The sequence below is a fragment of the Pseudomonas sp. NPDC087358 genome, assembly GCF_044900785.1.
In the GTDB taxonomy this organism is placed as follows: Bacteria; Pseudomonadota; Gammaproteobacteria; order Pseudomonadales; family Pseudomonadaceae; genus Aquipseudomonas.
Window position 1 is genome coordinate 107,933 of the sequence record NZ_JBJDOA010000017.1, and the last position, 25,968, is coordinate 133,900.

23 protein-coding genes are annotated in these 25,968 nt (G+C 59.9%); 5 read left to right on the top strand and 18 right to left on the bottom strand.

Annotation, left to right across the window (positions count from 1 at the left end; translation table 11 throughout):
• The 9 genes from ACI2KS_RS27205 to ACI2KS_RS27245 all read right to left on the bottom strand — a co-directional run bounded on the left by ACI2KS_RS27205 (position 1) and on the right by ACI2KS_RS27245 (position 10,116).
• Positions 1 to 795 (bottom strand): MetQ/NlpA family ABC transporter substrate-binding protein, encoded by a 795-nt coding sequence (locus tag ACI2KS_RS27205; RefSeq protein WP_404624122.1) that lies wholly within the window; start codon positions 793 to 795, stop codon positions 1 to 3.
• A 167-nt stretch (positions 796 to 962) separates the two neighbouring features.
• Positions 963 to 2,327 carry an LLM class flavin-dependent oxidoreductase gene (locus tag ACI2KS_RS27210; RefSeq protein ID WP_404624123.1) on the bottom strand — a complete coding sequence of 455 codons (1,365 nt, stop codon included), beginning with the start codon at positions 2,325 to 2,327 and terminating at the stop codon, positions 963 to 965.
• Complete coding sequence (locus ACI2KS_RS27215) at positions 2,327 to 3,547, bottom strand: SfnB family sulfur acquisition oxidoreductase (protein ID WP_404624124.1); 1,221 nt, start codon at positions 3,545 to 3,547, stop codon at positions 2,327 to 2,329. The genes ACI2KS_RS27210 and ACI2KS_RS27215 overlap by 1 nt, the downstream gene beginning before the upstream one ends.
• Before the next feature lie 22 nt (positions 3,548 to 3,569).
• Complete coding sequence (locus ACI2KS_RS27220; RefSeq protein WP_404624125.1) at positions 3,570 to 4,811, bottom strand: SfnB family sulfur acquisition oxidoreductase; 1,242 nt, start codon at positions 4,809 to 4,811, stop codon at positions 3,570 to 3,572.
• A 473-nt stretch (positions 4,812 to 5,284) separates the two neighbouring features.
• A complete protein-coding gene (locus ACI2KS_RS27225) occupies positions 5,285 to 6,019 on the bottom strand; it encodes a hypothetical protein (protein WP_404624126.1) in 735 nt (244 codons plus the stop codon).
• 568 nt (positions 6,020 to 6,587) lie between these two features.
• Positions 6,588 to 7,331, bottom strand: a complete 744-nt coding sequence (gene tcyN, locus ACI2KS_RS27230; protein ID WP_404624127.1) for an L-cystine ABC transporter ATP-binding protein TcyN — start codon at positions 7,329 to 7,331, stop codon at positions 6,588 to 6,590.
• Positions 7,332 to 7,334: 3 nt separating this feature from the next.
• Positions 7,335 to 8,003: a cystine ABC transporter permease gene (gene tcyL / locus ACI2KS_RS27235; RefSeq protein ID WP_404624128.1), complete on the bottom strand. Its 669-nt coding sequence runs from the start codon at positions 8,001 to 8,003 to the stop codon at positions 7,335 to 7,337.
• Entirely contained in the window at positions 8,000 to 8,797 is a 798-nt protein-coding gene (gene tcyJ / locus ACI2KS_RS27240; RefSeq protein ID WP_404624129.1) for a cystine ABC transporter substrate-binding protein, read from the bottom strand. Before tcyJ ends, tcyL begins: the two co-directional genes overlap by 4 nt.
• A gap of 317 nt (positions 8,798 to 9,114) precedes the next feature.
• Entirely contained in the window at positions 9,115 to 10,116 is a 1,002-nt protein-coding gene (locus ACI2KS_RS27245; RefSeq protein WP_404624130.1) for a D-cysteine desulfhydrase, read from the bottom strand.
• Positions 10,117 to 10,313: 197 nt separating this feature from the next.
• Between ACI2KS_RS27245 and epsC the strand changes: the two genes are divergently transcribed.
• Both epsC and betT read left to right on the top strand, forming a co-directional pair.
• A complete protein-coding gene (gene epsC / locus ACI2KS_RS27250; protein ID WP_404624131.1) occupies positions 10,314 to 11,276 on the top strand; it encodes a serine O-acetyltransferase EpsC in 963 nt (320 codons plus the stop codon).
• Positions 11,277 to 11,630: 354 nt separating this feature from the next.
• On the top strand, positions 11,631 to 13,625 hold the full coding sequence (betT, locus tag ACI2KS_RS27255) for a choline transporter BetT (RefSeq protein WP_404624132.1): 1,995 nt from the start codon (positions 11,631 to 11,633) through the stop codon (positions 13,623 to 13,625).
• 117 nt (positions 13,626 to 13,742) lie between these two features.
• Here the strand turns inward: betT and ACI2KS_RS27260 are convergent, their stop codons facing one another.
• Together ACI2KS_RS27260 and ACI2KS_RS27265 are read right to left on the bottom strand one after the other, a co-directional pair.
• Positions 13,743 to 14,501, bottom strand: coding sequence for an SDR family oxidoreductase (locus tag ACI2KS_RS27260; RefSeq protein ID WP_404624133.1), 759 nt, complete (start codon positions 14,499 to 14,501; stop codon positions 13,743 to 13,745).
• A 139-nt stretch (positions 14,502 to 14,640) separates the two neighbouring features.
• Positions 14,641 to 15,492, bottom strand: coding sequence for a LysR family transcriptional regulator (locus ACI2KS_RS27265; RefSeq protein WP_404624134.1), 852 nt, complete (start codon positions 15,490 to 15,492; stop codon positions 14,641 to 14,643).
• 212 nt (positions 15,493 to 15,704) lie between these two features.
• On the opposite strand from ACI2KS_RS27265, the gene mgrA reads away from it, so the two are divergent.
• The gene (mgrA, locus tag ACI2KS_RS27270) at positions 15,705 to 16,742 is read left to right on the top strand and encodes an L-glyceraldehyde 3-phosphate reductase (RefSeq protein ID WP_404624135.1); all 1,038 of its coding nucleotides are present in this window, start codon (positions 15,705 to 15,707) and stop codon (positions 16,740 to 16,742) included.
• 112 nt (positions 16,743 to 16,854) lie between these two features.
• Here the strand turns inward: mgrA and ntrC are convergent, their stop codons facing one another.
• From ntrC to glnA, 7 genes are all read right to left on the bottom strand, one after another.
• Entirely contained in the window at positions 16,855 to 18,291 is a 1,437-nt protein-coding gene (ntrC, locus tag ACI2KS_RS27275; protein ID WP_404624136.1) for a nitrogen regulation protein NR(I), read from the bottom strand.
• On the bottom strand, positions 18,288 to 19,373 hold the full coding sequence (glnL, locus tag ACI2KS_RS27280; protein WP_404624137.1) for a nitrogen regulation protein NR(II): 1,086 nt from the start codon (positions 19,371 to 19,373) through the stop codon (positions 18,288 to 18,290). The genes ntrC and glnL overlap by 4 nt, the downstream gene beginning before the upstream one ends.
• A gap of 297 nt (positions 19,374 to 19,670) precedes the next feature.
• The gene (locus ACI2KS_RS27285; RefSeq protein ID WP_404624146.1) at positions 19,671 to 20,285 is read right to left on the bottom strand and encodes a DUF4124 domain-containing protein; all 615 of its coding nucleotides are present in this window, start codon (positions 20,283 to 20,285) and stop codon (positions 19,671 to 19,673) included.
• A gap of 10 nt (positions 20,286 to 20,295) precedes the next feature.
• Positions 20,296 to 20,823 (bottom strand): DUF4124 domain-containing protein, encoded by a 528-nt coding sequence (locus ACI2KS_RS27290; RefSeq protein WP_404624138.1) that lies wholly within the window; start codon positions 20,821 to 20,823, stop codon positions 20,296 to 20,298.
• A gap of 116 nt (positions 20,824 to 20,939) precedes the next feature.
• Positions 20,940 to 21,506 (bottom strand): chorismate mutase, encoded by a 567-nt coding sequence (locus ACI2KS_RS27295; RefSeq protein ID WP_404624139.1) that lies wholly within the window; start codon positions 21,504 to 21,506, stop codon positions 20,940 to 20,942.
• Positions 21,507 to 21,618: 112 nt separating this feature from the next.
• A complete protein-coding gene (locus ACI2KS_RS27300; RefSeq protein WP_404624140.1) occupies positions 21,619 to 22,047 on the bottom strand; it encodes a cupin domain-containing protein in 429 nt (142 codons plus the stop codon).
• A gap of 184 nt (positions 22,048 to 22,231) precedes the next feature.
• On the bottom strand, positions 22,232 to 23,638 hold the full coding sequence (gene glnA, locus ACI2KS_RS27305) for a glutamate--ammonia ligase (protein WP_404624141.1): 1,407 nt from the start codon (positions 23,636 to 23,638) through the stop codon (positions 22,232 to 22,234).
• A gap of 333 nt (positions 23,639 to 23,971) precedes the next feature.
• On the opposite strand from glnA, the gene thiI reads away from it, so the two are divergent.
• Both thiI and ACI2KS_RS27315 read left to right on the top strand, forming a co-directional pair.
• Positions 23,972 to 25,426, top strand: coding sequence for a tRNA uracil 4-sulfurtransferase ThiI (gene thiI, locus ACI2KS_RS27310; RefSeq protein ID WP_404624142.1), 1,455 nt, complete (start codon positions 23,972 to 23,974; stop codon positions 25,424 to 25,426).
• Positions 25,427 to 25,565: 139 nt separating this feature from the next.
• The coding region (locus ACI2KS_RS27315) for a GTP-binding protein (protein WP_404624143.1) at positions 25,566 to 25,968 on the top strand (403 nt) is incomplete at its 3' end.

A 25,968-nucleotide genomic window follows, 5' to 3' on the forward strand; every position in this document is an offset into this window, starting at 1 on the left:
TCAGTTCTTCCAGCCGACCTGGTACAGCGTGCCGTTGACCTTGTCCAGCGAAGCACGCACCACCGGCGAGTGCTGGTAGATGTCGATGAATTTGGCCAGCCGCGGATCATTCTTGTGGTCGGGTCTGATCACGAATTGAATGACGTATTCAGGATGATCGAGGCCGTCGAAAAGAATGGCCGAACCTGCATCGAAGGTCTTGGCCAGGCGGATGTAGGCCGGGTAGCCCTGAACCAGATCGGCGTCATCGTAGGCGCGCACCAGCTGTACCGCCTCGACCTGAATCAGTTTGATTTTCTTGGGGTTGGCAGTGATGTCGTCTTCGGTGGCCTTGTAGCCGACCCCCGGTTTGAGCGTGATCAAGCCGGCCTTGGCCAGCAGTTGCAACCCGCGCCCGCCGTTGATGGGGTCGTTGGCGATGGCCACGCTGGCGCCGGTGGGCAGCTCATCGAAGCTTTTGTATTTTTTCGAATACAGCCCCACGTTGTTGATGATGCCTTGCGCGTAAGGCTCCAGATTAAAGCCGGACGCGGCCTTGGCGTTTTCCAGAAACGGAATGTGCTGGAAGTAATTCACGTCGATATCCCCGGCGTTGAGGCTGACGTTGGGGGCGATCCAGTCGGTGAATTCGACCAGTTCGACTTTCAGACCCTGCTTGTCGGCTTCGGCCACAGCCGCTTCCAGCGGAATGGCAAAAGCGGCGGTGGTGCCGACTTTCAACGGTTGATCGGCGGCCTGGGTGAAACCGGCGAAGAGACCGAGTGAGAGGGCCAGGGTGAGTAGAGTTTTGCTCATGATGGGGTGTCCGGTTCAGTGGTCTGATTGAGTATTGGCTGTGCACGGAGTCGGCAATCGCGAGCAAGCTCCTCCTACAAGGGATGATCCGCCGCAGCATGTGTGAACGCCGCGATCTACTGTAGGAGTGAGCTTGCTTGCGATTGCTTCAGGTCAGTCGACGCGAATCATTGATGAGTAACCCGAAAACCCGCGCCCGCATGCCGCTCGGGCAGCCGCGGGCCACCCTCGGCAAACAGCTTTTCGCGCAGGGTGCCTTGCTCGTAGGCAGTCTTGTAGGAGCCTCGCCGTTGCAATTCGGGGATCACCAGGTCGATGAAGTCTTCATAGCTTTCAGGGGTCACGATGCGGGTCAGGTTAAAGCCGTCCAGGCCGGTCTCGGCGATCCACGATTCCAGCTCGTCAGCCACCTGCTCAGGGGAGCCGACCACGGTGATGTAACGCCCGCCCAGCGCGTGTTGATCGAGCAATTTCTGGCGCGTCCAGTCGTTGTTCTTGAGCATCCGGGTTGCCGATTGGATGGCGTTGCCTTTGACATGCTGGATGGGTTCGTCCAACTCGTAGTCGGCGAAGTCGATGCCGGTTGAGGCAGCGAAATGGGCCAGGCCGGCTTCGGCGCTGGCGTATTCCAGGTATTCGGCGTGTTTGGCCCAGGCCGCTTGTTCGGTCGCGGCGACGATGACGTTAAGCCCCATGAATACCTTGATGTCGTCCGGACTGCGCCCGGCCGCCACGGCACTGGCGCGGACTTTGTCCACCTGTTCGCGGGTGGCGGGTCTGTTCTGGCCGCTGATGAACACGCACTCGGCGTTGTGGCCAGCGAACTGCAAGCCCCGGTCCGAGCTACCTGCCTGAAACAGCACGGGCGTACGCTGCGGCGACGGTTCGCACAGGTGATAACCCTCCACCTGATAGAACTCGCCGCTGTGCCGCACGTAATGCACTTTCTCGGGTTGGGCATAGACCCGCGCCTGGCGGTCTTCGATCACGGCGTCGTCTTCCCAGCTGCCTTCCCACAGCTTGTAGAGCACTTCCAGGTATTCATCGGCCTGGTCGTAACGACGATCGTGCTCGATCTGCTCCTTGAGCCCCATGGCCTTGGCGGCGCTGTCCAGATACCCGGTGACGATGTTCCAGCCCACACGGCCGCGGGTCAGGTGATCGAGCGTCGACATGCGTCTGGCGAACAGGTACGGCGCCTCGTAAGTCAGGTTGGCGGTCAGGCCGAAACCCAGGTTTCGGGTGACGGCGGCCATGGCCGACACCAGCAGCAGCGGGTCATTGACCGGCAACTGGATCGACTCCTTGAGCGGGACGTCGATCGATCGCTGGTACACGTCGTAGACGCCGACGATGTCGGCGATGAACAGCCCGTCAAACAGCCCGCGCTCGAGCAGTTGAGCCAGATGCGTCCAGTATTCGACGGTCTTGTATTGGGTCGAAGTGTCGCGTGGGTGCGTCCAGAAACCGTGGTTGATATGGCCGATGCAGTTCATGTTGAACGCATTGAGCAGAATCTTTTTCTTGCTCATCAGATCGTCCCCCGACGTGGTGGGTTGACGTCATTGAGGTAGTAATTGCCAATGGCGTGATACTTCCAGCGCACCGGGTCATGCAGGGTATGCACCCGCGCATTGCGCCAGTGGCGATCCAGACCGTGCTCGGCCAGGGTCGCTTGGGAGCCGGCCAGTTCGAACAGCGTGCTGCCGGCCGCCAGAGAGATTTCAGTGCTGATGGCGCGGGCTTCGGCGACAGCAATCGAAGCGGCCGCCAGATTGTCGGCCGTGCTGTCGGCCTGGGCCTGATCGAGGTACTGCCCCGCGCGTTCGAGCAAGGCCTCGGCGGCATGCAGGCGAATTCCGAGCTTGCCGAAGCTGTGTAGCGTCAGTGGATCGTCCACGGCTTTGTCTATCCCGGAATCGATCCACGGACGGGTACGCGTGCGCACAAACTGCAACGCGTCTTCGAAGGCTGCGCGAGCAATGCCGGTGTCGATGGCAGCGTGGAGGATCTGCGCCAGCGGGCCGACGGTCGTGGGACGCTCGAAGGCGCTCTGGAATGGCACCACGTCGTCGGCACTGACATACACATTGTCGAAGACCACCGAGCCGCTGCCCGTGGTGCGCTGGCCGAAGCCGCTCCAGTCGTCGATCACGCTCAGGCCCGCTGCATCCGCCGGCACGAAGGCCAGCTGCTGGATGCCGTTGTCATCGATCACCGAGGTCGGAATCCGCTGGGCATACAGCGCGCCGGTGGCGTAGAACTTGCGACCATTGATGCGCCAGCCCTGGCCATCGCGACTCAGACGGGTGGTGCGGTCGTGGGCGGTCTTGGTGCCCAGTTCGGCCAAGGCATTACCGAAACGCAAGCCCTCGAGCACTTCGGCATACAAGCGCCGTTGTTGTTCTGGGCTGCCGTTCACGCGCAGCACTTCCAGGGCGTAGAAATGATTCTGTGGGATCTGTCCCAGCGAGCCATCGGCCGCGGAAATGATGCGGATCACTTCGGCCAGGGTAACGTTTGACACACCCGCGCCGCCGAAGGCTTTCGGCACGCTGATGCCCCACAGCCCGGATCGGGAAAAGCGCTCCAGTTCCAGATGCGGCAGCCGGCGCTGGCGATCACGAACGGCGCTGTCTGGCGCGAACGTGCCAGCCAGTTCGCGGGCGATCTGCAGCGCTTGGGCGTCGTCTTGAATGACCACAGTTGCGAGGGCCGCATGCGGTGCACGGGGCAAGGATTGAATGCTCATAAGTGTTTTTCCAGTGGTCTGGTCAGATCCAGGAGTGGCGGGCAGGCAGCGTGCCGTTGAGGTGCCAGGCGCCGACGGCGTGGACCTTCCAGCGCACAGGGTCGTGCAGGGTGTGAACCCGGGCGTTGCGCCAGTGCCGATCGAGGTTGAACTCGGCCAGGGTGGCGCGGCTGCCAGACAGCTCGAACAGCTTCTCGCTGGCCTGCAGCGCGATGTCGGTGGTCAGCACCTTGGCTTCGGCGACCACGATGGACGCCCGTGCCGCGGACTGCGCATCGATCGGCGCGGCAGCGATTTCGTCCAGCACCCGGCCAGCCTTGTGCAGCAACGCTTCGGCGGCATGCAGCTCCAGCTTCAGCTTGCCGATGTCGGCGATGACATAAGGGTCATCGCTGGCGCGCTCGACGTTGGCCTCGATCCATGGGCGAGAACGCTCGCGCACGAAGCGAATGCTGTCGTCGACCGCTTCACGGGCGATACCGGCGTCGATGGCCGCTTGAATCAGTTGCGATACCGCGCCCTGAATATTGGGCGACAATCCCAGCTTCCAGTTTTCAACGACCAACTCGCCGCCGACCCGCACGTTTTCCAGCAGCACGCTGCCGCTGGCGGTGGTGCGCTGACCGAAACCTGACCAGTCATCGATGATGTGCAGGCCCTGGCTGCCGCGAGGCACGAATACCAGTACCTGATTGCCGTCGTCGTTGATCGCCTTGACCGCAACCCAGTGTGCGAACAGCGCGCCCGTGGAGTAGAACTTGCGACCGTTGAGCAGGAACCCGTCGCCGTCGGCGGTCAGGCGGGTTTTCACATCCAGAGTGTTTTTGGTGCCGCGTTCCGGGCCGCCATTGCCAATGCGTGCGCCATTGATGACGCTGTCGAACAGCACTTTTTTCTGTGCGTCGCTGGCGCTGCCCGTCAGGGAATTGAGAATGCCGAAATGGTTCTGAGGAATCTGCCCGAGCGCAGGGTCTGCGGCCGAGAGGATGGCGAACACTTTGGCCACGGTGACGAACGATACCTCAGGGCCGCCATACGCGCGGGGGATAGCCATACTGCCCAGGCCGCTGCGGGTGAACAATTCGATCTCAGCCCAGGGCAACTGACGCTCGCGATCTCGCGTGGCAGCATTGACCCGGACAATCGCCGCAAGCTCTTCAGCGGCGGCGATCGCCTCGGCGTCATCGCGCAGCACCTTGGCGGGCAGCAGGGCAGGAGCAACGTCCAGGGTGTGCTGGACTGAATGGGCGCTCAGCTCAGTCATGATGACGACCTTCGCGAGCAGGTGCACTGGGGTGGTTGTGCGTGACCATACGAACCTCGAATCAAAGCCGCATTGCGGCAGGAAAACTGACAGGGGTCCGGTGGTCCGGTGCATATACCCTAAGCGTGTATAAAAATTAAATAAACTAGCATTTTGGAATAAGCATAGAAGGTGAAACGGACACCTCTACCTCCCTCACACGGCATGCGCGTAAGCCAGGCAAGAGCTCAATAGCAGCAAAAGGATCAGGTACTTGATGATGGCTTTGTGGTGCATGGCGAATGTCTCGTGCGCGAATGCCCTGAGGCTAGCAGCGGACTTGCCGGCATTCGTGCGCGGGACTGTAGGAGCGGCGTGATGCACGCTGTGGGATGTTTCTCTTCAGCGTCGAATCCGTGGTGCGGCTCACACTGACCCGGTGTGTCGCGGCCCCGCTAGTATGCGCCGCGACCGCGTATTGAAGGCGCCAGGCTTCAAGCCTCAACGGAGCGTGGGCCGCAGATGCAGACCGTGATCGAGCGTGATGGCGCCCAACGCGAATTGTTGCCTACCCGGTCGATGACGCAGTAGGTCACCTCCAGATGCTGGTCATCTCCGGCTTCGCGGATCAGAACGGGCGGCACCTGAACCTTGATGGCGCTGCCGACACAATCCTGGGTCAACGGCGGCAAGTCCCAGCGTAAATCGCCCCAGCGCAGCGTGATCTCGTCGTAAACGGCCATGTTCGGATATGTATCGATAGTGACTTGCACGCCCTTTTTGAGTTGCTGCTTGTCGATGCCGTGGCGCATGAGTGATTCGCCGAACGTGACGGGTGCCAATCCCTGATTTTCCTCTCCATCGGCGCTGACCAAATGACCGCCGGGAGTCTCCAGTTTGACCCAAAGTTTGCAGGAGGGGGATCTGACAGGTTCGCTGCCGATTTTCGTGACTCGGTAGTAGGTCTTCACCTTGCCGCTTTGTAGGAAACTCGCGGGTACATGTAGGACTGATGTATGGCCGACGTCGGACTCTGACAAAAGTGTTGACGCAACATAACAGTCACCCCAGAACAGTTCGATCAGATCGCCGCATTCCATTTGTGGATAGGGACCGATGTGCACTCTTAAGTTGGCGGCTGCCAAGGCGCCGATACCCTGTTTGTTCGACTGTGGCAGAGAGGGTGGCAAAAGCTTGAGCTGCGGGCGACTGACGGGGGTACGGATCATCTTCGAATACTCTTTTGATATTGAGCCTGAAATAACGCATGCCGCGAGTCATATGCAATCGCGGCTGCAACTTGAGAACGATGTCGTTAGTACACGCTCGATGCGCAGGGTTGGCAAACCTTACAAACAGTGGCAGATCGGCGCTTGTTATTTTTTCGCGAAGGTTCTGGAAGTTGCTTTTGAGCTAATTGTGTTGCGCGGTATCTGTCAATGGTAAAAGAGCTATAAGAGTTTTTGTGCAATATAAAGAGACCTTTCCTACGCTCATATATTGTCAGCTAGTTGTCTCCATTAGGGCAGTGTCCTACTTTCTCCCGTTAACAGTCCGATAGGCTCTGGGGTGAACCTGTTCAAACATGTACTTAAGGCGTTATTTGTAGGAAGGCAGGAAGTCAAACTACGCGGCTGGCTGCCAGGCGGCGGGTTGGCGGCTTGTATTGAAAAAATGGATAGAAATCGTTGGTAGGCCCGGGCTTCATCGCCGCAGTTTCGCTCAATCGAACTTTTTCCAAATATTGGGCAAAAAAAACGGCGCTGATTGGCGCCGTTTTCCAAACGTGTGGGCTGGCTAATTTCTGCTGCGTTCCAGAAACTGCCGGGTTCGTTCTTCTTGCGGGTTGGCGAACAAGGCCTTGGCTTCGCCCTGTTCGACAATGACGCCCTTGTCTATGAACACCACGCGGTTGGCCACATCGCGAGCAAAACTCATCTCGTGGGTGACAATGACCATGGTGCGGTTTTCCTGCGCCAGTGCCCGGATGGTACTGAGCACCTCACCCACCAGTTCCGGGTCGAGCGCCGATGTAGGCTCGTCGAACAGGATCACCTCCGGCTCCATCGCCAGGGCCCTGGCAATGGCTACACGCTGCTGCTGGCCACCGGACAGGCGACGCGGGTAGGCGTCTTCTTTGCCCGCCAGACCGACTTTGGCCAACAGTGTGCGGCCCAGTGCCAGGGCCTGCTCGCGGGGCATCTTCTTGACCACGATCGGGCCTTCGATGACGTTTTCCAACGCGGTGCGATGAGGAAACAGATTGAAGTTCTGGAAGACGAAACCGACGTGCTGACGCAGCTGACGGATCAGCCCTTGTTGCTGGCTGAGCGGTCGGCTGCCATCGATTTTGATGTCGCCCACCACGATGGTGCCGCTGGTGGGTTCTTCGAGGAAATTCAGGCAGCGCAGCAGGGTGGTCTTGCCCGATCCGCTGGGTCCGATAATGGCCACCACTTCGCCGGGGTCGACGTTCAGGTCGATGCCCTTGAGCACCTGGTTGCCCTTGAATTGCTTGGTCAGTTTTTCAACCGTGATCATGCCTCAAGACTCCAGATCGTGGCGGTTGGCCCGCGCTTCGAGGCGGTTCTGAAAATGCGCCAGAACGCTGCACAACACCCAATAGATCAGCGCGACGGTGAAGTACATGGTGAAGATTTCCAGGGTCCTGGATGAGATCAACTGCGCTTGGCGGAACACCTCCGGCACCTGGATGGTGGCCGCCATGGCGGTGTCCTTGACCAGCGAGATGAAGCTGTTGCCCAACGGCGGCAAGGCCGTGCGCGCAGCCTGAGGCAGGATCGCCCGACGCATGGTCTGGGCGCGGGTCATGCCGATGCTCGCAGCGGCTTCCCATTGGCCCTTGTCCACGGCACCGATGGCCGCGCGCAGGATCTCGCAGGCATAGGCTGCCATGTTCAGGGACAGACCGATCAGGGCGGCGCTGATGGCATCGAGTTCAATCCCGAAATCCGGCAGGCCGTAATAGATCATGAACAGTTGAACCAACAGCGGCGTGCCCCGGAAAAACGACACATAGACCCTGGCAATGCCGCTGATGACCCGGACTTTCGACAGCCGCATCAGCGCCAGGCCGAAGCCCAGCACCAATCCGAAAAACATCGCGCCCAGGCTGAGGCCCACGGTGTAATACACGCCCTGAAGCAGGAAGGGCGCGGAATCCAGCGCGAGCTGCAGTTTCTCTCCAATCATTTGGTCACGTCAGCCTGGAAGTACTTCTGCGACAGCTTGGCCAGCGTGCCATCGGCGCGCAGCTTGTCCAGGGCCTTGTTCAGTGCGTCGAGCAGCTCGGGCTCGCCTTTGCGTACGGCGATGCCGGCTTCCTGACGCGAGAACGCGGGGCCGGAAATGGCAAGGTTATCTTTGGTTTTGGTGATCAGGTCCAGCGCGGCAAGACGATCCACCAGAATGGCGTCGATGCGGCCTACGCGCAGGTCGGCGTATTTGGTCGGATCATCGTCGTAGGTTTTGACGACTGCGCCCGGAACGTTGGTTTTCAGCCATTCTTCATAGTTGGTGCCCAGGCCGACGCCGACTTTCTTGCCGTCCAGATCCTTGGGCTCCGGGAACTTGCCGGCGTTTTCTTTCTTCACCAGCGCCTGAATACCGGAGACGGTGTAGGGCTCGGAGAAGTCGTACTTCTTCTTGCGCTCATCGGAGATGGTCACCTGGTTGACCACCACGTCCAGACGCTTGGATTCCAGTGCCGCAAGGATGCCAGCCCATGGGGTCGCCGACAGCTTGACCTTGACCCCCAGTTCCTTGGCCAGGGCTTCGGACAACTCGACCTCGAAACCGGTCAGCTTGTTGTCTGCGCCGACGAAGCTGAATGGCGGATAAGTGCCTTCCAGGCCGACGTTGAGGGTGCCGTTTTTCTTGATGGTTTCCAGTTGCTCGCCGGCCATGGCATGGGTGACCAGACCGGTGCCCAGCACCAGGCTGAAGGCCGAGAGCAGGAAGGTACGGCGGATTGCAGACATGTTCATGAAAGTCCCCTGTTTTAATTGGAATGTCAGGCAAGCGTCAGACCTGACGAAACTACTGTGGCATCGCAGCTTTATCCAGCTTTTTCAGTGGTCTGCCGGGCAGCGCTGCGGTTGCTCGCGGCGATCATAAGAGCAGGCGTATAGGATTAAAAATAATTAAAAATGACGTTCTTATCTATTTTAGGAATATGCCGGAGTGGATTCCCTGCTCGTGACTGTGGCAGCCGGCTTGCGGGCGAACGCGGTGTGTCAGCCACCCCATCAGGTGCAGGTCCATCGGGTTCGCCAGCAAGCCGGCTGCTACAGATCCGATGCCCTCACTGCACCGAAAACACATCCGGGTACGCGAACAACGCGGGCGCTCCGCCGGTGTGCAGGAAGATCAGCGGACCCTCGTCGAAACGCTGGCGGCCGATTCCGTCCAGCAGACCGGCCATGGCCTTGCCGGTATACACCGGGTCCAGCAACAGACCTTCATGGCTGGCCACCAGCTTGATCGCCGCCAGGGTTCCTGCGTTCGGTTCGCCATAACGCGGGCCGTAGTACTCGTCCCACAGGTGCACCTTGAACGCCGACGGTAACGGCTCGCCCAGCAGCTCCACCGTGCGTTCGGCCAGTGCCTGGACCTTCGGCGCCTGGGTTTCTTCCGGGCGCGATACGGTCACACCGATCACCGGCAATTGTGGTAGCGCTTCGGCCAGTGCCAGGGCCAGCCCGCTGTGAGTTCCGGCGCTGCCTGAGGCCAGAACAACGGCCGCGAACTGCACGCCGCTTTGCTGGATCTGTTCGGCCAGTTCAAAGCCTGCACGGACATAACCCAGGGCGCCGAGGGCATTGGAGCCGCCAATCGGCACCAGATAGGGCTTCTTGCCGCTGTTGCGCAGTCTCGCGGCAAGGGCCTGCAGTTGCTCGTCGGCGTTGTCCAGGTTCTCCACCAGCTCGACTTTGGCGTCGAACAGTTCCAGCAGCAGGCGGTTACCGTTGTTCAGGTAGTTGCGGTCTTCGGTGGCGATGGGGTTTTCCAGCAAGGCGACGCAGCCAAGGCCCAGCTTGGCCGCCAGCGCGGCGGTCTGGCGAACGTGGTTGGACTGAATCGCGCCGGCGGTGATCAGCGTGTCGGCGCCTTGCGCCAGGGCATCGGCAGCCAGGTATTCGAGTTTGCGCAGCTTGTTGCCGCCCATCGCCAGTGGCGTGATGTCATCGCGTTTCACGTAGATGTCACGCCCCGTCCAGGCCGACAGGCGCTCGAGCTTCTCCAGCGCAGTAGGCGCGCCGAGCAGTTCCAGGCGGTTAAAGCGGTCAAGCTGGTGTTTGATCATGGTGGTGTCGATACGTCTGCCAGTGAGTCGCTGGACTATAGGCAGACGATCCGCGCAGGGCAACCGGACGATTCCCTGGCGCCTTGGGTTAAAGCCTCACGAAAATTGTTATTTTTTTGCCACAAATGTTTGCCGTACAGTGATCCCACTTCGGCCATGTCCAGCCTGACGAGCCGTCGAATTGAGGAGAAACCTGCGTGAGCACTATTCCCGAACTGTCCCCGCAAGACTGTGCCGAGGGCGTGACCGGTCACTGGCAGCTGCAGCGGATTGTGGGCGAGTTGCGTAATGCACGTGATGAGTGGCGCACCCGCAACGGCCGTGTCAGTGGGGAGAAGGGTGGTCGCGAGCTACCGTCGCGCGAGGCGCTGCGCGACATTCTCGAAGCCCTGGGCGGTGCCTTGTTCCCGATGCGGCTGGGCCCAGTTGACCTGCGTGAAGAGAGCGAAGATTTTTACGTCGGCCATACCCTGGATGTCGCGTTGAACTCGCTGTTGCAGCAGGCGCGACTCGAACTGCGTTATGTCGCCCGCCAACGCGGCGAAGACGCCAGCTGTGCCGACGTGTATGCCGAACGTTTGATACAGGACTTCGCCAGCGCCTTGCCGCAGATTCGCCGGATCCTCGACACCGATGTCCTGGCTGCCTATCACGGTGATCCGGCGGCACGCAGTGTCGACGAGGTGTTGCTGTGCTACCCGGGGATACTGGCGGTGATTCACCACCGTCTTGCGCATCATCTGTACAACAACGGCCTGCCACTGCTGGCGCGGATCAGCTCGGAGCTGGCGCACTCGGCCACCGGTATCGATATTCATCCGGGGGCGCAGATCGGCCAGAGTTTTTTCATCGATCACGGCACGGGCGTGGTGATCGGCGAAACGGCAATCATCGGTGAGCGAGTGCGGATCTATCAGGCCGTGACCCTGGGCGCCAAACGCTTCCCGGCAGATGAAGACGGCCAACTGCAGAAGGGCCACGCTCGCCACCCCATCGTCGAGGACGACGTGGTGATCTATGCCGGCGCCACCATCTTGGGACGCATCACCATTGGCAAGGGCTCGACCATCGGCGGCAACGTCTGGCTGACCCGTGGCGTGCCGCCGGGCAGCAACGTCAATCAGGCCAATCTGCAGCATGATGACGGCAGTCAGAAGTAAGGCCTGCGGGACTCAACGTTGTGCATGACGTTTCGCCAGCAAGCTCACGCCTACAGGTGCTGATGGGGTCACCTTGTAGGAGTGAGCTTGCTCGCGAAGCCGTCATGACAGCCACCGAAAGATCCAGAATCAATACCCCTCAAAGCCCCGTACATAAGCCTTCAACCGGGCGCCCAAGCCCTCGGTGGGCTAGCGTTCAAGGACCGGCAATTGGTCCTGCGCCCCTATTTCGTGCTTTAATTGAACGTTCAATCAAGTTAAACCGGTGGTTCGCTGCCCGCTCATATCAGGAGGCCTACCCTTGCCGTATTCGCTTTGCATGACCGTTTTCCCCGCCCTCAAGGCGGTATTCGCATGAGTGTCCCAAGCGCGCAGAACAGCGCGCCGGTACGCATGAATGCCCCTGTTTTCTATTTTGCCGCCAGCTTCATCCTGATCTTCGGGGTGATCGTCATCAGCTTTCCCGAGGCCGCCGGCCAGTGGTTGCTCGTCGCCCAGAATTGGGCGGCCAACACGGTGGGTTGGTATTACATGCTGGCCATGACCCTGTACCTGCTGTTTGTGGTGGTCACGGCAATTTCCGGCTACGGCAAGATCAAGCTCGGCGCCGATCACGATGAGCCTGAATTCAGCTACCTGTCCTGGGCCGGCATGCTGTTCGCCGCCGGTATCAGCATCACCTTGTTCTTCTTTTGCGTGTCCGAGCCGCTGACCCACCTGATGCATCCGCCCCAAGGCGAGGGTGGCACCACCGAATCGGCGCGCCAGGCCATGCAGCTGCTGTTTCTGCACTGGGGCCTGCATGGCTGGGGCGTGTTCGCCTTCGTCGGCATGGCACTGGCCTACTTCGCCTATCGCCACAATCTGCCACTGGCGCTGCGTTCAGCCCTGTACCCGTTGATCGGCAAGCGCATCAACGGCCCTATCGGCTATGCCGTCGATGGCTTCGGCATCATCGCCACCATCTTCGGGTTGGGTGCCGACATGGGCTTTGGCGTATTGCACCTCAATTCGGGACTGGACTACCTGTTCGGAGTGCCGCATACCCACTGGATTCAGGTGGGCCTGATCACCCTGATGATGGGCGCGGCCATCCTGGTGGCGGTGGCGGGGGTCGATAAAGGCGTGCGGGTGATGTCGGACATCAACATGCTGCTCGCCTGCGCGCTGTTGCTGTTCGTTCTGTTCGCCGGGCCCACCCAGCATTTGCTCAATACCCTGGTGCAGAACATCGGCGATTATCTGGGCGCGCTACCGACCAAGAGTTTCGATGTCTACGCCTACAACGCGCCCAGCGACTGGCTGGGTGGCTGGACGGTGTTCTATTGGGCCTGGTGGATTGCCTGGTCGCCCTTCGTCGGGCTGTTCATCGCGCGTATCTCCCGTGGTCGCACGATTCGTGAATTTGTCTGTGGCGTGCTGTTGATTCCACTGGGCTTCACCCTGGCGTGGATGTCGATTTTCGGCAACAGCGCGATCGATCTGGTGCTCAACCACGGCATGGCGGCGCTGGGTCAGTCGGCCATCGACGATCCTTCGATGACGCTGTACCTGATGCTGCAAAACTACCCGTGGAGCAAGACGGTCATTGCCGTAACGGTATTCATCAGCTTCGTGTTCTTCGTCACCTCCGCTGACTCGGGGACGGTGGTGCTGTCCACGCTTTCGGCCAAGGGCGGTAGCCCGGACGAAGACGGGCCGAAGTGGCTGCGGGTGTTCTGGGGGGTGATGACGGCGTTGATTACCAGCGGGTTGTTGTTCTCCGGCAGCATCGACGCGCTGAAATCGGCAGTGGTGCTCACCTCGTTGCCGTTTTCACTGATCCTGCTGACCATGATGTGGGGCCTGCACAAGGCGTTTCACATGGAATCACAACGACAGATCGCGCAGCTCTATTCACTGGCGCCGGTGTCGGGTGCCAGGCGCGGCGGCTGGCGTCAGCGCTTGAGCCAGGCGGTGCATTTTCCGTCTCGTGACGAGGTGTACCGTTTCCTTGATCAAACCGTTCGCCCGGCCATCGAAGATGTCACCGCGGTGTTCGTCGAGAAAGGGCTCAGCGTGGTCACGCAACCTGACCCGACCCATGACACCGTCAGCCTGGAGATCGGCCATGGTGAAGAGCGCCCGTTCATCTACCAGGTTGCCATGCGCGGCTACTTCACACCGTCGTTTGCCCGCGCAGGCATGGGCTCCAAGCAGTTGAACAACCGTCGCTACTATCGCGCCGAGGTGCATTTGAGCGAGGGCAGCCAGGACTACGATCTGGTGGGCTACACCAAGGAGCAGGTAATCAACGACATCCTTGACCAGTACGAGCGGCACATGCAGTTCCTGCATCTGGTGCGCTAGGGCAGGCGAAGGTAATTGCATCCGACAGGCACGGCTTGCCGGTGGTGGCGCTATCAAGGATGCCGCCGTCGGCAAGCCGTGCTGTCAGGTAGGCCGTTGTTCGACCGACGGTGGGGCTCACGCCAGCCCGCCGTTGGCCCGCAGAATCTGACCGTTCACCCACCCGGCTTCTGAGCCGACGAGGAAGGACACCACGTTGGCGATGTCTTCCGGCTGACCCAGGCGTTGCAGCGGGGGCATGTTGGAGAACTGCTGGATCTGCTCCTGACTCTTGCCATGCATGAACAGCTCGGTCGCGACCGGGCCGGGGGCAACCGCGTTTACCGTGATATTGCGTCCGCGCAGCTCTTTGGCGAACACATGGGTGAAGGCCTCGACCGCCGCTTTGGTCGCATTGTAGATCGCATATCCCGGCAGGTTCAGGGCCAGCGTAGTGCTGGAAAAGTTGACGATGCGACCGCCATCGTTCATCCGCGTACCCGCCTCGCGCAAGGTGTTGAAGGTGCCACGGGCGTTGATATTGAAAGTGTGATCGAACAGCTCATCGCTGGTTTCGGCCAGCGGCAGAGTCTTGAGTACGCCAGCGTTGTTCACCAGCACGTCGACTTTCCCCAGCTGCTGTTCGGTTTCTTCGAACAGGCGCCGAACATCAGAGGCGCTGGCGATATCGGCCTTGACTGCTATGGCCTGACCGCCTTCGCCGTTCAGTTGGGCGACCAGCGTGTCTGCTTCGGTGGCGCTGTTGGCGTAGTTGATCACGACGGCGAAGCCATCACTGCTCAGGCGCCGGGCGATCTGAGCGCCGATGCCGCGCGATGCACCGGTCACGATTGCGATTTTGCGAGGGGTGTTATGGGGCTGTGTGGTGGTGTTCATGGTGCACTCCATCGAAATGTGGGTTGCAGCTTCGCATGCCAAAAGCCGGGGGATAACCGGTCGGGACTGGTTTCACTGTTCGGCAAATCCGAATAATCCGTCGCCCAGCGGTGTCGCGCATGGGGCCGTTGGCGGCCAGTTACTGCGCCAGCCCGACGGCATTGAGCACGCTCATGCTCTGCAGGTGCCCATGCAGCAACCGCAACGCCGGGGTGTCGAGTGCTTGCGCGGCGTAGCATAGCCCGACCCTGCGAATGAGGTCGGGCGTTCGCGCAGGCCGGGCGATGACTGCGCCGTGATGGCGGATCATGGATTCAGGCAGCATCGCCGCGCCCGCACCGGCCGCCACCAATCGCAGGGCCAGGGCCAGCGAGCCAGCGGTCGCGACCACCGAACCGGAGCTGCGGTTGTACAGTTCCATCAGCCGCTGATGGGATGCATGGGAGGGGCAGGTGATCCATTGCATGCGGCTCAGGTCGGACTCATCCAGCACGGCTCGATCAGCCAGCGGATGGCCGGAGGCGAGCGCCAGCACGTAGGACTCCTCCCAGACCGGCAGAAACAGCTCGTCTTCGCAGCAATCTTCCTCCACCGCCAACCGCGCGTCGCCACTGCAGCCGTCCTGCAGCGTCAACAGCAGGTTGGGCACGACCCGATAGACCATCGCCAGAAATGCTTCCAGATGGCTGACAGCGATGTCGCTTTCAACCCCTATTTCCAGCGCCAGCCGGTCGTTGCGCTGACGGAACTGATTGCCCAGCGCCTGGGCTTCAGCCAGCAGTCTACGGGCCTGTGGATAAAGCGTGCGGGCGTCATCGGTCACCTCCACCCCGCGTGGCAGACGTTGAAACAGCGTCGTGCCCAAGGTGTCTTCGAGCTGGCGAATGGTGACTGACAAAGTGGGCTGACTGGTGAACAGGCGCTGCGCAGCCGAGGTAATGTTGCGCTCCTCGAACACCGCGATGAATGCGTTGAGTTGACGAATATCCATATCAGGAACCGATGCCAGCGAGAGGAATAAAGCATTTTTCGGCGCTTGCCGGGGGTCAATATACTCGCTTCACCGCTTAGCCATTGGTTGTTCTTATCGCTTCAGGTAGCGGTGGGTTGCGCTGCCCTGAACCGATGGAATTTCTGCGCATCCGAGTATGCTCGGATACCTGCAATCGCTATCCCCATTCAGACAAGAAAAGAGAGGATTGAATGACCTATATCGCTGCCCCAAACCGTTATGAACGCGTTCCGTATCGTCGCGTAGGCCGCAGTGGGCTGGTGCTTCCGGCCTTGTCGATGGGGCTGTGGCACAACTTCGGCGACAGCACCCCGATGGACACCCAGCGCGCCATGCTGCGTACCGCATTCGATCTGGGGATCAACCACTTTGACCTTGCCAATAACTATGGCCCGCCTTACGGCAGCGCCGAGGTCAATTTCGGCCGGTTGCTCAAGGAAGATTTCAAGCAGTACCGCGACGAGCTGATCATCTCCACCAAAGCCGGTTGGGACATGTGGCCGGGTCCGTATGGTCAGGGCGGCGGTTCGCGCAAATACGTGCTGGCCAGCCTTGATCAGAGCCTGCAACGCATGGGCCTGGATTATGTGGACATCTTCTACTCGCACCGCTTCGACGCGGACACCCCGCTGGAAGAAACCGCGAGCGCACTGGCAACCGCAGTTCAGCAAGGCAAGGCGCTGTACATCGGCATCTCGTCGTATTCCGGCGCCAAGACCCGTGAAATCGCTGGCTTGCTCAAGGAGTGGAAGGTCCCGCTGCTGATTCACCAGCCGGCTTACAACCTGCTCAACCGCTGGGTCGAGCAGGACCTGCTGGAAACCACCGATGAGCTGGGTGCGGGCGTGATTGCCTTTACCGCGCTGGCTCAGGGTCTGCTGTCGGACAAATACCTGAACGGCATTCCAAAGGATGCGCGGGTCAACCGTCCGGGCGGAGGGTCGTTGCAGGCTTCCCACCTGTCCGAGCAGAACATCGAGCACGTGCGTGCCCTGAACGAAATCGCCAAGCGTCGTGGCCAGAGTCTGGCGCAGATGGCGCTGGCGTGGACGCTGCGTGATCCTCGGGTCACTTCCGCGCTGATCGGCGCAAGCCGCCCGGAACAGATCATCGAAAACGTGGGGGCGCTGGATAACCTTGAGTTCAGCCACGAAGAGCTGGCCGAAATCGACCGGTTCGCGGTGGAAGGCGGGATCAATCTGTGGGAAAAGCCGTCGTCGGCTGAATGAGGATGTGAAGCGGGGTCGCATTTCTCGTTGTAGGAGTGACCGGGGTGGATCGCCACCCCGGTCACTCCTACGCTGAAGGCCCTACCTGGAGAGGGAAACGAGTTGCACGATCTCAGCCCTCTTCACCCTCATCATCATCCCCACCATCGATCTTCATGCCCAGCTCCTTGATCTTGCGGGTCAAGGTGTTGCGGCCCCAGCCCAGCAGCACGGCGGCGTCGCGACGGCGGCCAGCGGTATGCTTCAAGGCGGTTTCGATCATGATGCGTTCGAAGGTCGGTACGGCACTGTCCAGCAGGCTCGACTGACCACGCGCCAGTGCCTGATCGGCCCATTGGCGCAGGGCCTGTTCCCAATTGGTAACCGGAGCTGCGTCCTGCGGCAGGCTTAACAGCTCAGGCGGCAGGTCGCTGATATGCACTTCACGACCCGAGGCCATGACCGTGATCCAGCGGCAGGTGTTTTCCAGCTGACGCACGTTGCCCGGCCACGGCAGATGCTTGAGGTATTCCTCGGTCTCGGTCTTGAGCAGTTTCGGCTCGACCGCCAACTCTTGCGCAGCACGGCTGAGGAAGTGCCTGGCCAGCGTCGGGATGTCCTCACGACGGTCCGACATGCGCGGAATGTGGATGCGGATCACGTTCAGACGGTGGAACAAGTCCTCACGAAACTTGCCGGCCTGCACCAGGGTTTCCAGATTCTGGTGAGTCGCCGCGATGATACGTACATCGACCTTGACCGGCACGTGACCGCCAACGCGATAGAACTCGCCATCAGCCAGCACGCGCAGCAGGCGGGTCTGGGTGTCGGCGGGCATGTCGCCGATTTCATCGAGAAACAGCGTACCGCCATCGGCCTGTTCGAAGCGTCCGCGACGCAGGTTGGCGGCGCCGGTGAATGCGCCTTTTTCGTGGCCGAACAGTTCCGACTCCATCAGGTCTTTGGGGATGGCCGCCATGTTCAGCGCAATGAACGGCGAAGCCGAACGCGGGCTGTGACGATGCAGCGCGTGAGCGACCAGCTCTTTACCGGTGCCCGACTCGCCGTTGATCAGCACGGTGATGTTGGAGTGGCTCAAGCGCCCGATGGCGCGAAACACTTCTTGCATCGCCGGCGCTTCGCCGATGATTTCCGGGGTGCGGGTCAGGGTCGGCGCGACGTCCATGCCCTGTTGTTCCTGGGCGTGCTGATTGGCGCGCTTGACCAGGGAGACGGCTTCGTCGACATCGAACGGCTTGGGCAGGTATTCGAAGGCGCCGCCCTGATACGAGGCCACAGCGCTGTCCAGATCCGAATGCGCAGTCATGATGATGACCGGTAGGCGCGGGTGCTGTTCGCGAATCCGCGCCAGCAGATCCAGGCCGCTGGCGCCGGGCATGCGAATGTCGGAAATGATCACGTCCGGTTGCTGACGCGCCAGGCGGCTCATCACGCCATCGGCACTGTCGAAGCTTTGCGTGGTCATGCCTTCTTGTTGCAAGGCCTTTTCCAGTACCCAGCGGATGGAACGGTCGTCGTCGACGATCCAGACAGTTTCACTACGGCTCATGTCGAAGCTGCTCCTTGTTCCAGCGGCAGGAAGATCGAGAAGGTTGTGTGGCCAGGATGGCTGTCACACTCGATCAGCCCCTGGTGCTGACTGATGATGTTCTGGGTGATGGCAAGGCCCAGCCCGGTGCCATCCGGGCGGCCGCTGACCATGGGGTAGAAAATGGTTTCCTGCAGCTCTGGCGGAATGCCCGGGCCGTTGTCGATGATTTCGATCTTGCTGACCAGCCGATGGCGCACATGGCCAATGGTGAATTGGCGCATGGCACGGGTACGCAGACTGATGCGGCCAAGGCGTAGCTCGTTCTGCCCACTGATGGCCTGCATCGCATTGCGCACGATATTGAGCACAGCCTGGATCATCTGCTCACGATCGATCAGGACGTCGGGGATACTCGGGTCATAGTCGCGCACCAAAGTGATGCAGCCCTGGCTTTCGGCCTCCACCAGGCTGCACACACGCTCCAGCACTTCGTGAACGTTGGTCATCGCCAGCGACGGCAGCTTGTTCGAGCCCAGCATCCTGTCCACCAGGTTACGCAGGCGATCGGCTTCTTCGATGATGACGTTAGTGTAGTCCTTGAGGCTTTCTTCCGGCAGTTCGCGGGCCAGCAGTTGGGCGGCGCCACGAATCCCACCCAGCGGGTTCTTTATTTCGTGAGCCAGGCCACGCACCAGCATCTTGGTGGTTTCCTGCTTGGACAACTGAGCCTCCTCCTTGGTGATGCGCAGCAGGCGATCACGCGGGTGGACTTCCAGAAGCAACATGGTTTCGCCTTGCGCCAGGATGGGCGTAACGGCGTAGTCAACGGTCAATGTCTGGCCGGTCAGCGCTGTCAGCATGGCCTCGCGCTTGGTGAACGGGTGCGCTTGTTCCACCGCCTGGCGAAGCGAACTCAAGGCTTCGGCGGATTCGGTGAACAATTCACTGATGAATTGTCCGTGGCTGCGCTGGCCGCTGATCGCCAGCAGCATTTCGGCTGCCGGATTCATGTACTCCAGGCGCAGGTCCGAGTTGAGCAGAATCGTGGCAGTGGTCAGGTTGTCGAGTAACAGTCGATGCAACGTATCGCTGATAGTCATGAATCTCGTTGACCTCTTTTGGCACAGTGCACCTTGGGTGGGCCCCCAAGCGCAGGCTCTGATTGGTCTTTGCCAGCGTTGGAAAGCCGCTGATACGGTGCTTGTCGGTTTGAAAATGCAAAAACCAAACCAAGGCTCCGAAAAGAAGCGCGGACCGAGACATTTCGAGCTTTTTTTGGACAGTCTGCCCGAACAAGCTGCGGCCCCAAGCCAATCGTGAACCAAAATGGGATTTCGAATGGGCACTTCGTTCAGAATGCGCACCATTATGGAGCTTAGTCGCTCAGGCGCCTGTCATCAGAGGAAAGGAAGGAAGCTGCTTTCTTCGGCAGGTTTGTCCTTGATCGGACACTCCGGGCGCACGCCGAAATCGTTGGTCTTGCAAGGCTGGGCGAGACGCTTCTGCGCGAGTGAGATGCGCAGCATATGGAACGGCTGATTGGGCGTTCTTTCCGCCACTCGGCCGTACTCATCGACAATTTCTACCGACAGCTGATGTGTGCCCCGATCAATATTGGTGAGCGCAAATACCGGGCTGCGGCTCGCCCCTCCATAGACTTTGCTGTCGAGCAGCAGTCGATAGGTGTGGCCCGACTGCAGCGCCGGATCATTGGTGACAGTAACGATCAGATTGCCCTGGATGTCGCGGATCGTGGCGTCCGGCTCAGGGGCGAGAATGCGCAGCAGTTGGTATTGAAACAGGGGGCCGGGTTTTGGCTTGGAGGTTGAAGCCTGGTTCGGTTTCCTGGGGGCTGCCTTGATCTGGTTGCTGGGGGCAATATCGACCTTCTTTGCATTGCGCCGGGGCTGGTCGGTAAACACCCGGTTACCCTCGGCGTCAATGTAGGTGTAGACATCGGCCATGGCCGAACACCCCGCGAGCATCAGCAGGCCAGCCAACAGGCACCTCAACCACCACGTTTCAGGGTTTGCCGACATGGACTCGCTGCACAGTCAGGTTCACGGTCTGGCTTTGCTGGATCGGCTGGGCGCCTTGCAGCACCTGGACGGCCAGGCTGTGTTCGCCGCGGTCCAGCTCGGTCAGCTGAATGCGAGGCACGTTGGTCGGTTGACCGTAGGGCGTGCCATCGAGCAGCAGCTGCAGCAAATGACCGGTTTGCAGGCGCGGCTGGATCGACACGCCAACGGTGAACGTGCCGTTGTTGGCTCGCAGTGCTTCGCCATTGGGCAGGTCGGTCAGTGCGAGGACCTGATAGGCCGCAGTGTTCTGTTGTGGAGGGGGCTGACCTTGCGTGGGGCTGGCGGAGGCGGGCACCGGTGCAACCGGTTCAACGCTATTGAGCGGCGGCAGCTCGACTGCCTCAGCCTTCGTACCGTTGGGCGGCTGATTACTGAAGGCCGTGTTGCCGTTGGCGTCGGTGTATTTGTAGATTTGCGCGACTGCGGGGATGGCAAACAGCAGCAGTACAAAGGCAAGACTTCGACGCATGAATACTCCAGCACCACGATCGGGAGACGACAGCTTGAACCGCGCTACCGTGATAGCGCCTGGCACAGCCGCCAGCATAGAGCAAAACCCGATTGGCCGTGTCATTCGCTGGTTGATCAGGGTTTGCTCGCAGCGATGCACAGATCAGCCGTTGCACGCTGCATGGCAGCAACGATGACCGGGTCGGCGGTCTGGCGCTTGATCTCGGCCTGCACCCAGCTCACGCAGGCACTGTGTGTGCGATAGGGCACAAACGCTGCGTACTTTTCCATCAGCACCGGTTGCAGGGTATCCAGGCGCGTGCGGATGGTGCCGGTGAGGGTGCTGGCGGGCTGTTGCGGGACCCGGCCGCGCTTGTGCCATTGTGCGATACGCGCGTACTGCACCACTTTGTTGGCTTCCATCTGCGCGGTCATGAACTGACGGACTTCGTCCCTGGTCAGGCTGTACGCTTGCGCCTGCGACTCGGCGTTGATAATCACCTGACGTTCGCGGTCGCTGTCCTGTACCGGCTTGCCGCTGTACCACTTGCTCAGGGCGACGTCATTGGCGATGTCGATTCTCTGCCCGATCGCAGTCATCAGCGGTCGCAGGGCGTCCGGAGCAGGGGAAGGCCCGGGCGCGGTGGCGCAGGCGGAAATCAGAATCGGAGTCAGGAGCGTGGGCCAGAGCCGTTTGTGCATTTCAGTGTCCTCATGGGCAGTGCCAACGGTCGGCCAACGTTCATATCGCTGGCCGGGTCGGAAGTATCCGGAAAAAAAACCTGACAATGCGGTAACCGGATACCACCTGGGGTTAGTTCTTTGTGTCGTGATCCACCGCCAGGGGCATGCCGGGTGTACCTGCATAGAAAACGATGAGCTCGGTGGTGGTGGCCCCGCTGGTCCCCCGATGAACGATGTTGTTCATCTCCGGCAGGACCTGGCCGGCGGTCAGGGTAATGGTCTTGCCGCCTTCGAGAGCCTCGACGATCAGTTCGCCAGCGAGCACATAGCCGGCCGCAGGCATGGGATGGGAATGCCAGTCGAAGCGGGCACCTGGCGCCATGACTACCTTGCGCACGGTCAGCTCCGGCACGCCGGTCGGGTAGGCGGTGTAGGGCGTGCCATCCCAAGAGCGGGAGGTCTGCGAGAGGATTCTGGAATCGATAGCAGAGGCGGGTTGGGCCTGCACGGCGCCGGTTGTCAGAGCCGCGACGGCAACGATGCTGAGTCGTTTGAACATGTCCATTCCCTGGATGGCCGAAGCGGAATGCCTTGGCGTCGGCACATTAGAAAAGGATCGCCTGCCAAGCACCATCGGGTTTGGATTTCTTTAGATGTCCGCGACCGGCTTGCTGATTTTCAGGCACAAAAAAGCCTCCCGAAGGAGGCCTTTTGTTCACGCAGCTATCGCTGACGCAACTGGATCAGCAGCTGTAGTACAGCTCGTATTCCAGTGGGTGTACGAACGTACGAACGCGGATTTCTTCTTCCGATTTCAGTGCGATGTAAGCATCGATGAAGTCGTCGCTGAAAACGCCGCCTTTGGTCAGGAACGCACGACCTTTGTCCAGTTCTTCCAGGGCTTCTTTCAGGCTGCCGCAAACTTGTGGGATCTCTGCAGCCTCTTCAGGTGGCAGGTCGTACAGGTTTTTGTCAGCAGCGTCGCCAGGGTGGATCTTGTTCTGGATGCCGTCCAGGCCAGCCATCAACAGTGCAGCGAACGCCAGGTACGGGTTGGCTGCTGGATCCGGGAAACGTGCTTCGATACGACGGCCACGTGGGCTGGAGACGTAAGGAATACGGATCGATGCCGAACGGTTACGAGCCGAGTAGGCCAGCATTACTGGAGCTTCGAAACCTGGAACCAGACGCTTGTAGGAGTTGGTAGCCGGGTTGGTGAAGCCGTTCAGTGCCTTACCGTGCTTGATGATGCCGCCGATGAAGTACAGAGCGGTGTCGGACAGGCCGGCATAGCCTTCGCCTGCGAAGGTGTTCTTGCCATCTTTGGCGATGGACATGTGAACGTGCATACCCGAGCCGTTATCGCCGTACAGCGGCTTTGGCATGAAGGTAGCGGTGCGGCCATAAGCGTCGGCAACGTTGTGCACGACGTATTTCAGGGTCTGAACTTCGTCAGCCTTTTTAACCAGCGTGTTGAATCGCACGCCGATTTCGTTCTGGCCAGCGGTTGCCACTTCGTGGTGGTGAACTTCGACGACCTGGCCCATTTCTTCCAGCGCGTTGCACATTGCGGTGCGGATTTCGTGGTCGTGGTCGAACGGAGGAACCGGGAAGTAGCCGCCTTTGATACCAGGACGGTGGCCTTTGTTGCCGCCTTCGATGTCAGCGTCGGACATCCACGAACCTTGTTCGGAGTAGATCTTGAACATGGAACCGGAGATGTCGGACTTGAACTTCACTTCGTCAAAGATGAAGAATTCTGGCTCTGGACCTGCGAATACGGTGTCACCGATACCGGTGGACTTCAGGTATTCCTCAGCGCGGTGAGCGATGGCGCGTGGGTCGCGGTCGTAACCTTGCATGGTCGAAGGTTCGATGATGTCGCAAACCAGGATCAGGGTCGGCTCTTCGGTGAACGGATCCAGAACGGCGGTCTCGTCGTCCGGCAGCAGGATCATGTCGGAGGCTTCGATGCCCTTCCAGCCAGAGATGGAGGAGCCGTCGAACATTTTGCCGACTTCGAAGAAATCGTCTTCCAGCGCATCGCGGGCTGGCATGGTCACGTGGTGCTGAGTACCTTTGGTGTCCGTGAAGCGCAGATCAATCCATTTAACGTCATGATCTTTGATGAGTTGAACCGACTTCGACATGTTGTCCTCCGGGGTGGATTAGGGCCAGGTAGTTGTGGGGCCCTTTAAATATGGGTGATGCCGGGCGCGATAGTCGGCCAAGGCAACCTGCCTCACAAGGGAGCAATTTGCATGCCAGTGCCCCGTGTTGGGTTTTCCGCGAAAAACACCGCCTTTTCGGGCGTTAAACGTCGCATTCTTGAAAACGAGCGCACCTAATTGGTGCTTGCAGATTGTATACAGTCCCTTTTTGGTGCGCTGATGATCGGCTATACGATAACTGGTTAAACCTTGAGCAATTTCCGCTATAATCCGCGCCCCCCTTTTTCGACCGGCACCTAGCGCGCTGTTTTCATGAAACTAATCGTTAAAGTTTTCCCAGAGATCACCATCAAAAGCCGGCCAGTGCGCAAGCGCTTCATCAAACAGCTGGCCAAAAACATCCGTACCGTGCTCCGCGATCTGGACCCGGCGCTGGTGGTCGATGGCGTGTGGGACAACCTCGAGGTCGAAACGAAGGTCGAGGATTCGAAAATCCTGCACGAGATGACCGAGCGCCTGAGCTGCATGCCGGGCATCGCACATTTCCTGCAGGTCGATCAGTACCCGCTGGGGGATATGGACGACATCTACGAGAAGTGCAAACAGCACTTCGGCGATGCTCTGTCCGGCAAGTTTTTTTCGGTGCGCTGCAAACGCGCCGGGCACCACGACTTCAGCTCCATGGATGTCGAGAAGTACGTTGGCAGCAGGTTGCGCCGTGAGTGCAACGCCGCCGGTATCTCGCTCAAGGCCCCTGAAGTCGAAGTGCGGATCGAGATCCGCGATCAGCGCCTGTTCGTGATTCACAGCCAGCACAACAGCATCGGCGGCTATCCGCTGGGCTCGCTGGAGCAGACCCTGGTGTTGATGTCCGGCGGTTTCGACTCCACGGTTGCCGCTTATCAGATCATGCGGCGCGGCCTGATGAGCCATTTCTGCTTCTTCAATCTGGGCGGCAGGGCCCACGAGCTGGGCGTGATGGAAGTCGCGCACTTCATCTGGAAGAAGTACGGCAGCTCCCAGCGGGTGCTGTTCGTCAGCGTGCCGTTCGAGGAAGTTCTGGGAGAAATTCTCGGAAAAGTCGATAACAGTCATATGGGCGTAGTATTGAAGCGTATGATGTTGCGCGCTGCGACCAACATTGCCGACAGGCTGGAAATCGACGCGCTGGTCACCGGCGAAGCGATTTCCCAGGTGTCCAGCCAGACACTGCCCAATCTGTCGGTCATCGATTGCGTGACTGAAAAGCTGGTCTTGCGACCGCTGATCGCCAGTCACAAGCAGGACATCATCGACCTGGCCGATCAGATCGGCACCGGCGATTTTGCCCGGCACATGCCTGAATACTGCGGCGTGATCTCGGTCAACCCAAAGACCGCGGCCAAGCGCAACCGCGTCGAGCATGAAGAAAAAGAGTTCGACATGGCGGTGCTCGAGCGTGCGCTCGAAAACGCCCGTCTGGTGCCTATCGATCGCGTGATCGAGGAATTGGGCCAGGACGTTCAGGTCGAAGAAGTCAGTCAGGCGCTGGCCGGGCAAGTGGTCATCGACATCCGTCATCCGGATGAAGCAGAAGACCGCCCGCTGGAACTGTCTGGCGTCGAAGTACAAACGCTGCCGTTCTTTGCATTGAACAGCCGTTTCAAGGAACTGGATCACACGCGCCAGTACCTGCTTTATTGCGACAAAGGCGTCATGAGTCGCCTGCATGCTCACCATTTGCTCAGTGAGGGGCATGCCAATGTGCGCGTTTATCGACCGAGCTAAGTGCCCGGGGCTGTTTGCCTGTGGCTTGCGTCACCGGCCCCCCGACACCAGTCGTCAGCCGTTACGGCTTTAGCCGACTCTACCGTTCATAGCTGCCTACACTAGTCAGCTGACCGAATCCTCTGATCGAGATACACAAGTGATCGAAAATCTACGTAACATCGCCATCATTGCTCACGTTGACCATGGTAAAACCACCCTCGTCGACAAGCTTCTGCGCCAGTCCGGCACCCTTGAGCGCAACGAGCTCAACGACGAACGCGTGATGGACTCCAACGACCAGGAGAAAGAGCGCGGTATTACCATTCTCGCGAAAAACACCGCGATCAACTGGAATGGCTACCACATCAACATCGTTGACACCCCGGGCCACGCCGACTTCGGTGGTGAAGTAGAGCGTGTGATGTCGATGGTCGACTCCGTTCTGCTGCTGGTCGACGCTCAAGACGGCCCTATGCCGCAAACCCGCTTCGTGACCAAGAAGGCTTTCGAAGCCGGCCTGCGTCCGATCGTCTGCATCAACAAGGTTGACCGTCCAGGCG

Bases quoted from the DNA above. Each gene is read 5' to 3' on its own strand.
- ACI2KS_RS27205 (WP_404624122.1), bottom strand. From the start codon at position 795: ATGAGCAAAACTCTACTCACCCTGGCCCTCTCACTCGGTCTCTTCGCC.
- ACI2KS_RS27210 (WP_404624123.1), bottom strand. From the start codon at position 2,327: ATGAGCAAGAAAAAGATTCTGCTCAATGCGTTCAACATGAACTGCATC.
- ACI2KS_RS27215 (WP_404624124.1), bottom strand. From the start codon at position 3,547: ATGAGCATTCAATCCTTGCCCCGTGCACCGCATGCGGCCCTCGCAACT.
- ACI2KS_RS27220 (WP_404624125.1), bottom strand. From the start codon at position 4,811: ATGACTGAGCTGAGCGCCCATTCAGTCCAGCACACCCTGGACGTTGCT.
- ACI2KS_RS27225 (WP_404624126.1), bottom strand. From the start codon at position 6,019: ATGATCCGTACCCCCGTCAGTCGCCCGCAGCTCAAGCTTTTGCCACCC.
- tcyN (WP_404624127.1), bottom strand. From the start codon at position 7,331: ATGATCACGGTTGAAAAACTGACCAAGCAATTCAAGGGCAACCAGGTG.
- tcyL (WP_404624128.1), bottom strand. From the start codon at position 8,003: ATGATTGGAGAGAAACTGCAGCTCGCGCTGGATTCCGCGCCCTTCCTG.
- tcyJ (WP_404624129.1), bottom strand. From the start codon at position 8,797: ATGAACATGTCTGCAATCCGCCGTACCTTCCTGCTCTCGGCCTTCAGC.
- ACI2KS_RS27245 (WP_404624130.1), bottom strand. From the start codon at position 10,116: ATGATCAAACACCAGCTTGACCGCTTTAACCGCCTGGAACTGCTCGGC.
- betT (WP_404624132.1), top strand. From the start codon at position 11,631: ATGAGTGTCCCAAGCGCGCAGAACAGCGCGCCGGTACGCATGAATGCC.
- ACI2KS_RS27260 (WP_404624133.1), bottom strand. From the start codon at position 14,501: ATGAACACCACCACACAGCCCCATAACACCCCTCGCAAAATCGCAATC.
- ACI2KS_RS27265 (WP_404624134.1), bottom strand. From the start codon at position 15,492: ATGGATATTCGTCAACTCAACGCATTCATCGCGGTGTTCGAGGAGCGC.
- mgrA (WP_404624135.1), top strand. From the start codon at position 15,705: ATGACCTATATCGCTGCCCCAAACCGTTATGAACGCGTTCCGTATCGT.
- ntrC (WP_404624136.1), bottom strand. From the start codon at position 18,291: ATGAGCCGTAGTGAAACTGTCTGGATCGTCGACGACGACCGTTCCATC.
- glnL (WP_404624137.1), bottom strand. From the start codon at position 19,373: ATGACTATCAGCGATACGTTGCATCGACTGTTACTCGACAACCTGACC.
- ACI2KS_RS27290 (WP_404624138.1), bottom strand. From the start codon at position 20,823: ATGCGTCGAAGTCTTGCCTTTGTACTGCTGCTGTTTGCCATCCCCGCA.
- ACI2KS_RS27295 (WP_404624139.1), bottom strand. From the start codon at position 21,506: ATGCACAAACGGCTCTGGCCCACGCTCCTGACTCCGATTCTGATTTCC.
- ACI2KS_RS27300 (WP_404624140.1), bottom strand. From the start codon at position 22,047: ATGTTCAAACGACTCAGCATCGTTGCCGTCGCGGCTCTGACAACCGGC.
- glnA (WP_404624141.1), bottom strand. From the start codon at position 23,638: ATGTCGAAGTCGGTTCAACTCATCAAAGATCATGACGTTAAATGGATT.
- thiI (WP_404624142.1), top strand. From the start codon at position 23,972: ATGAAACTAATCGTTAAAGTTTTCCCAGAGATCACCATCAAAAGCCGG.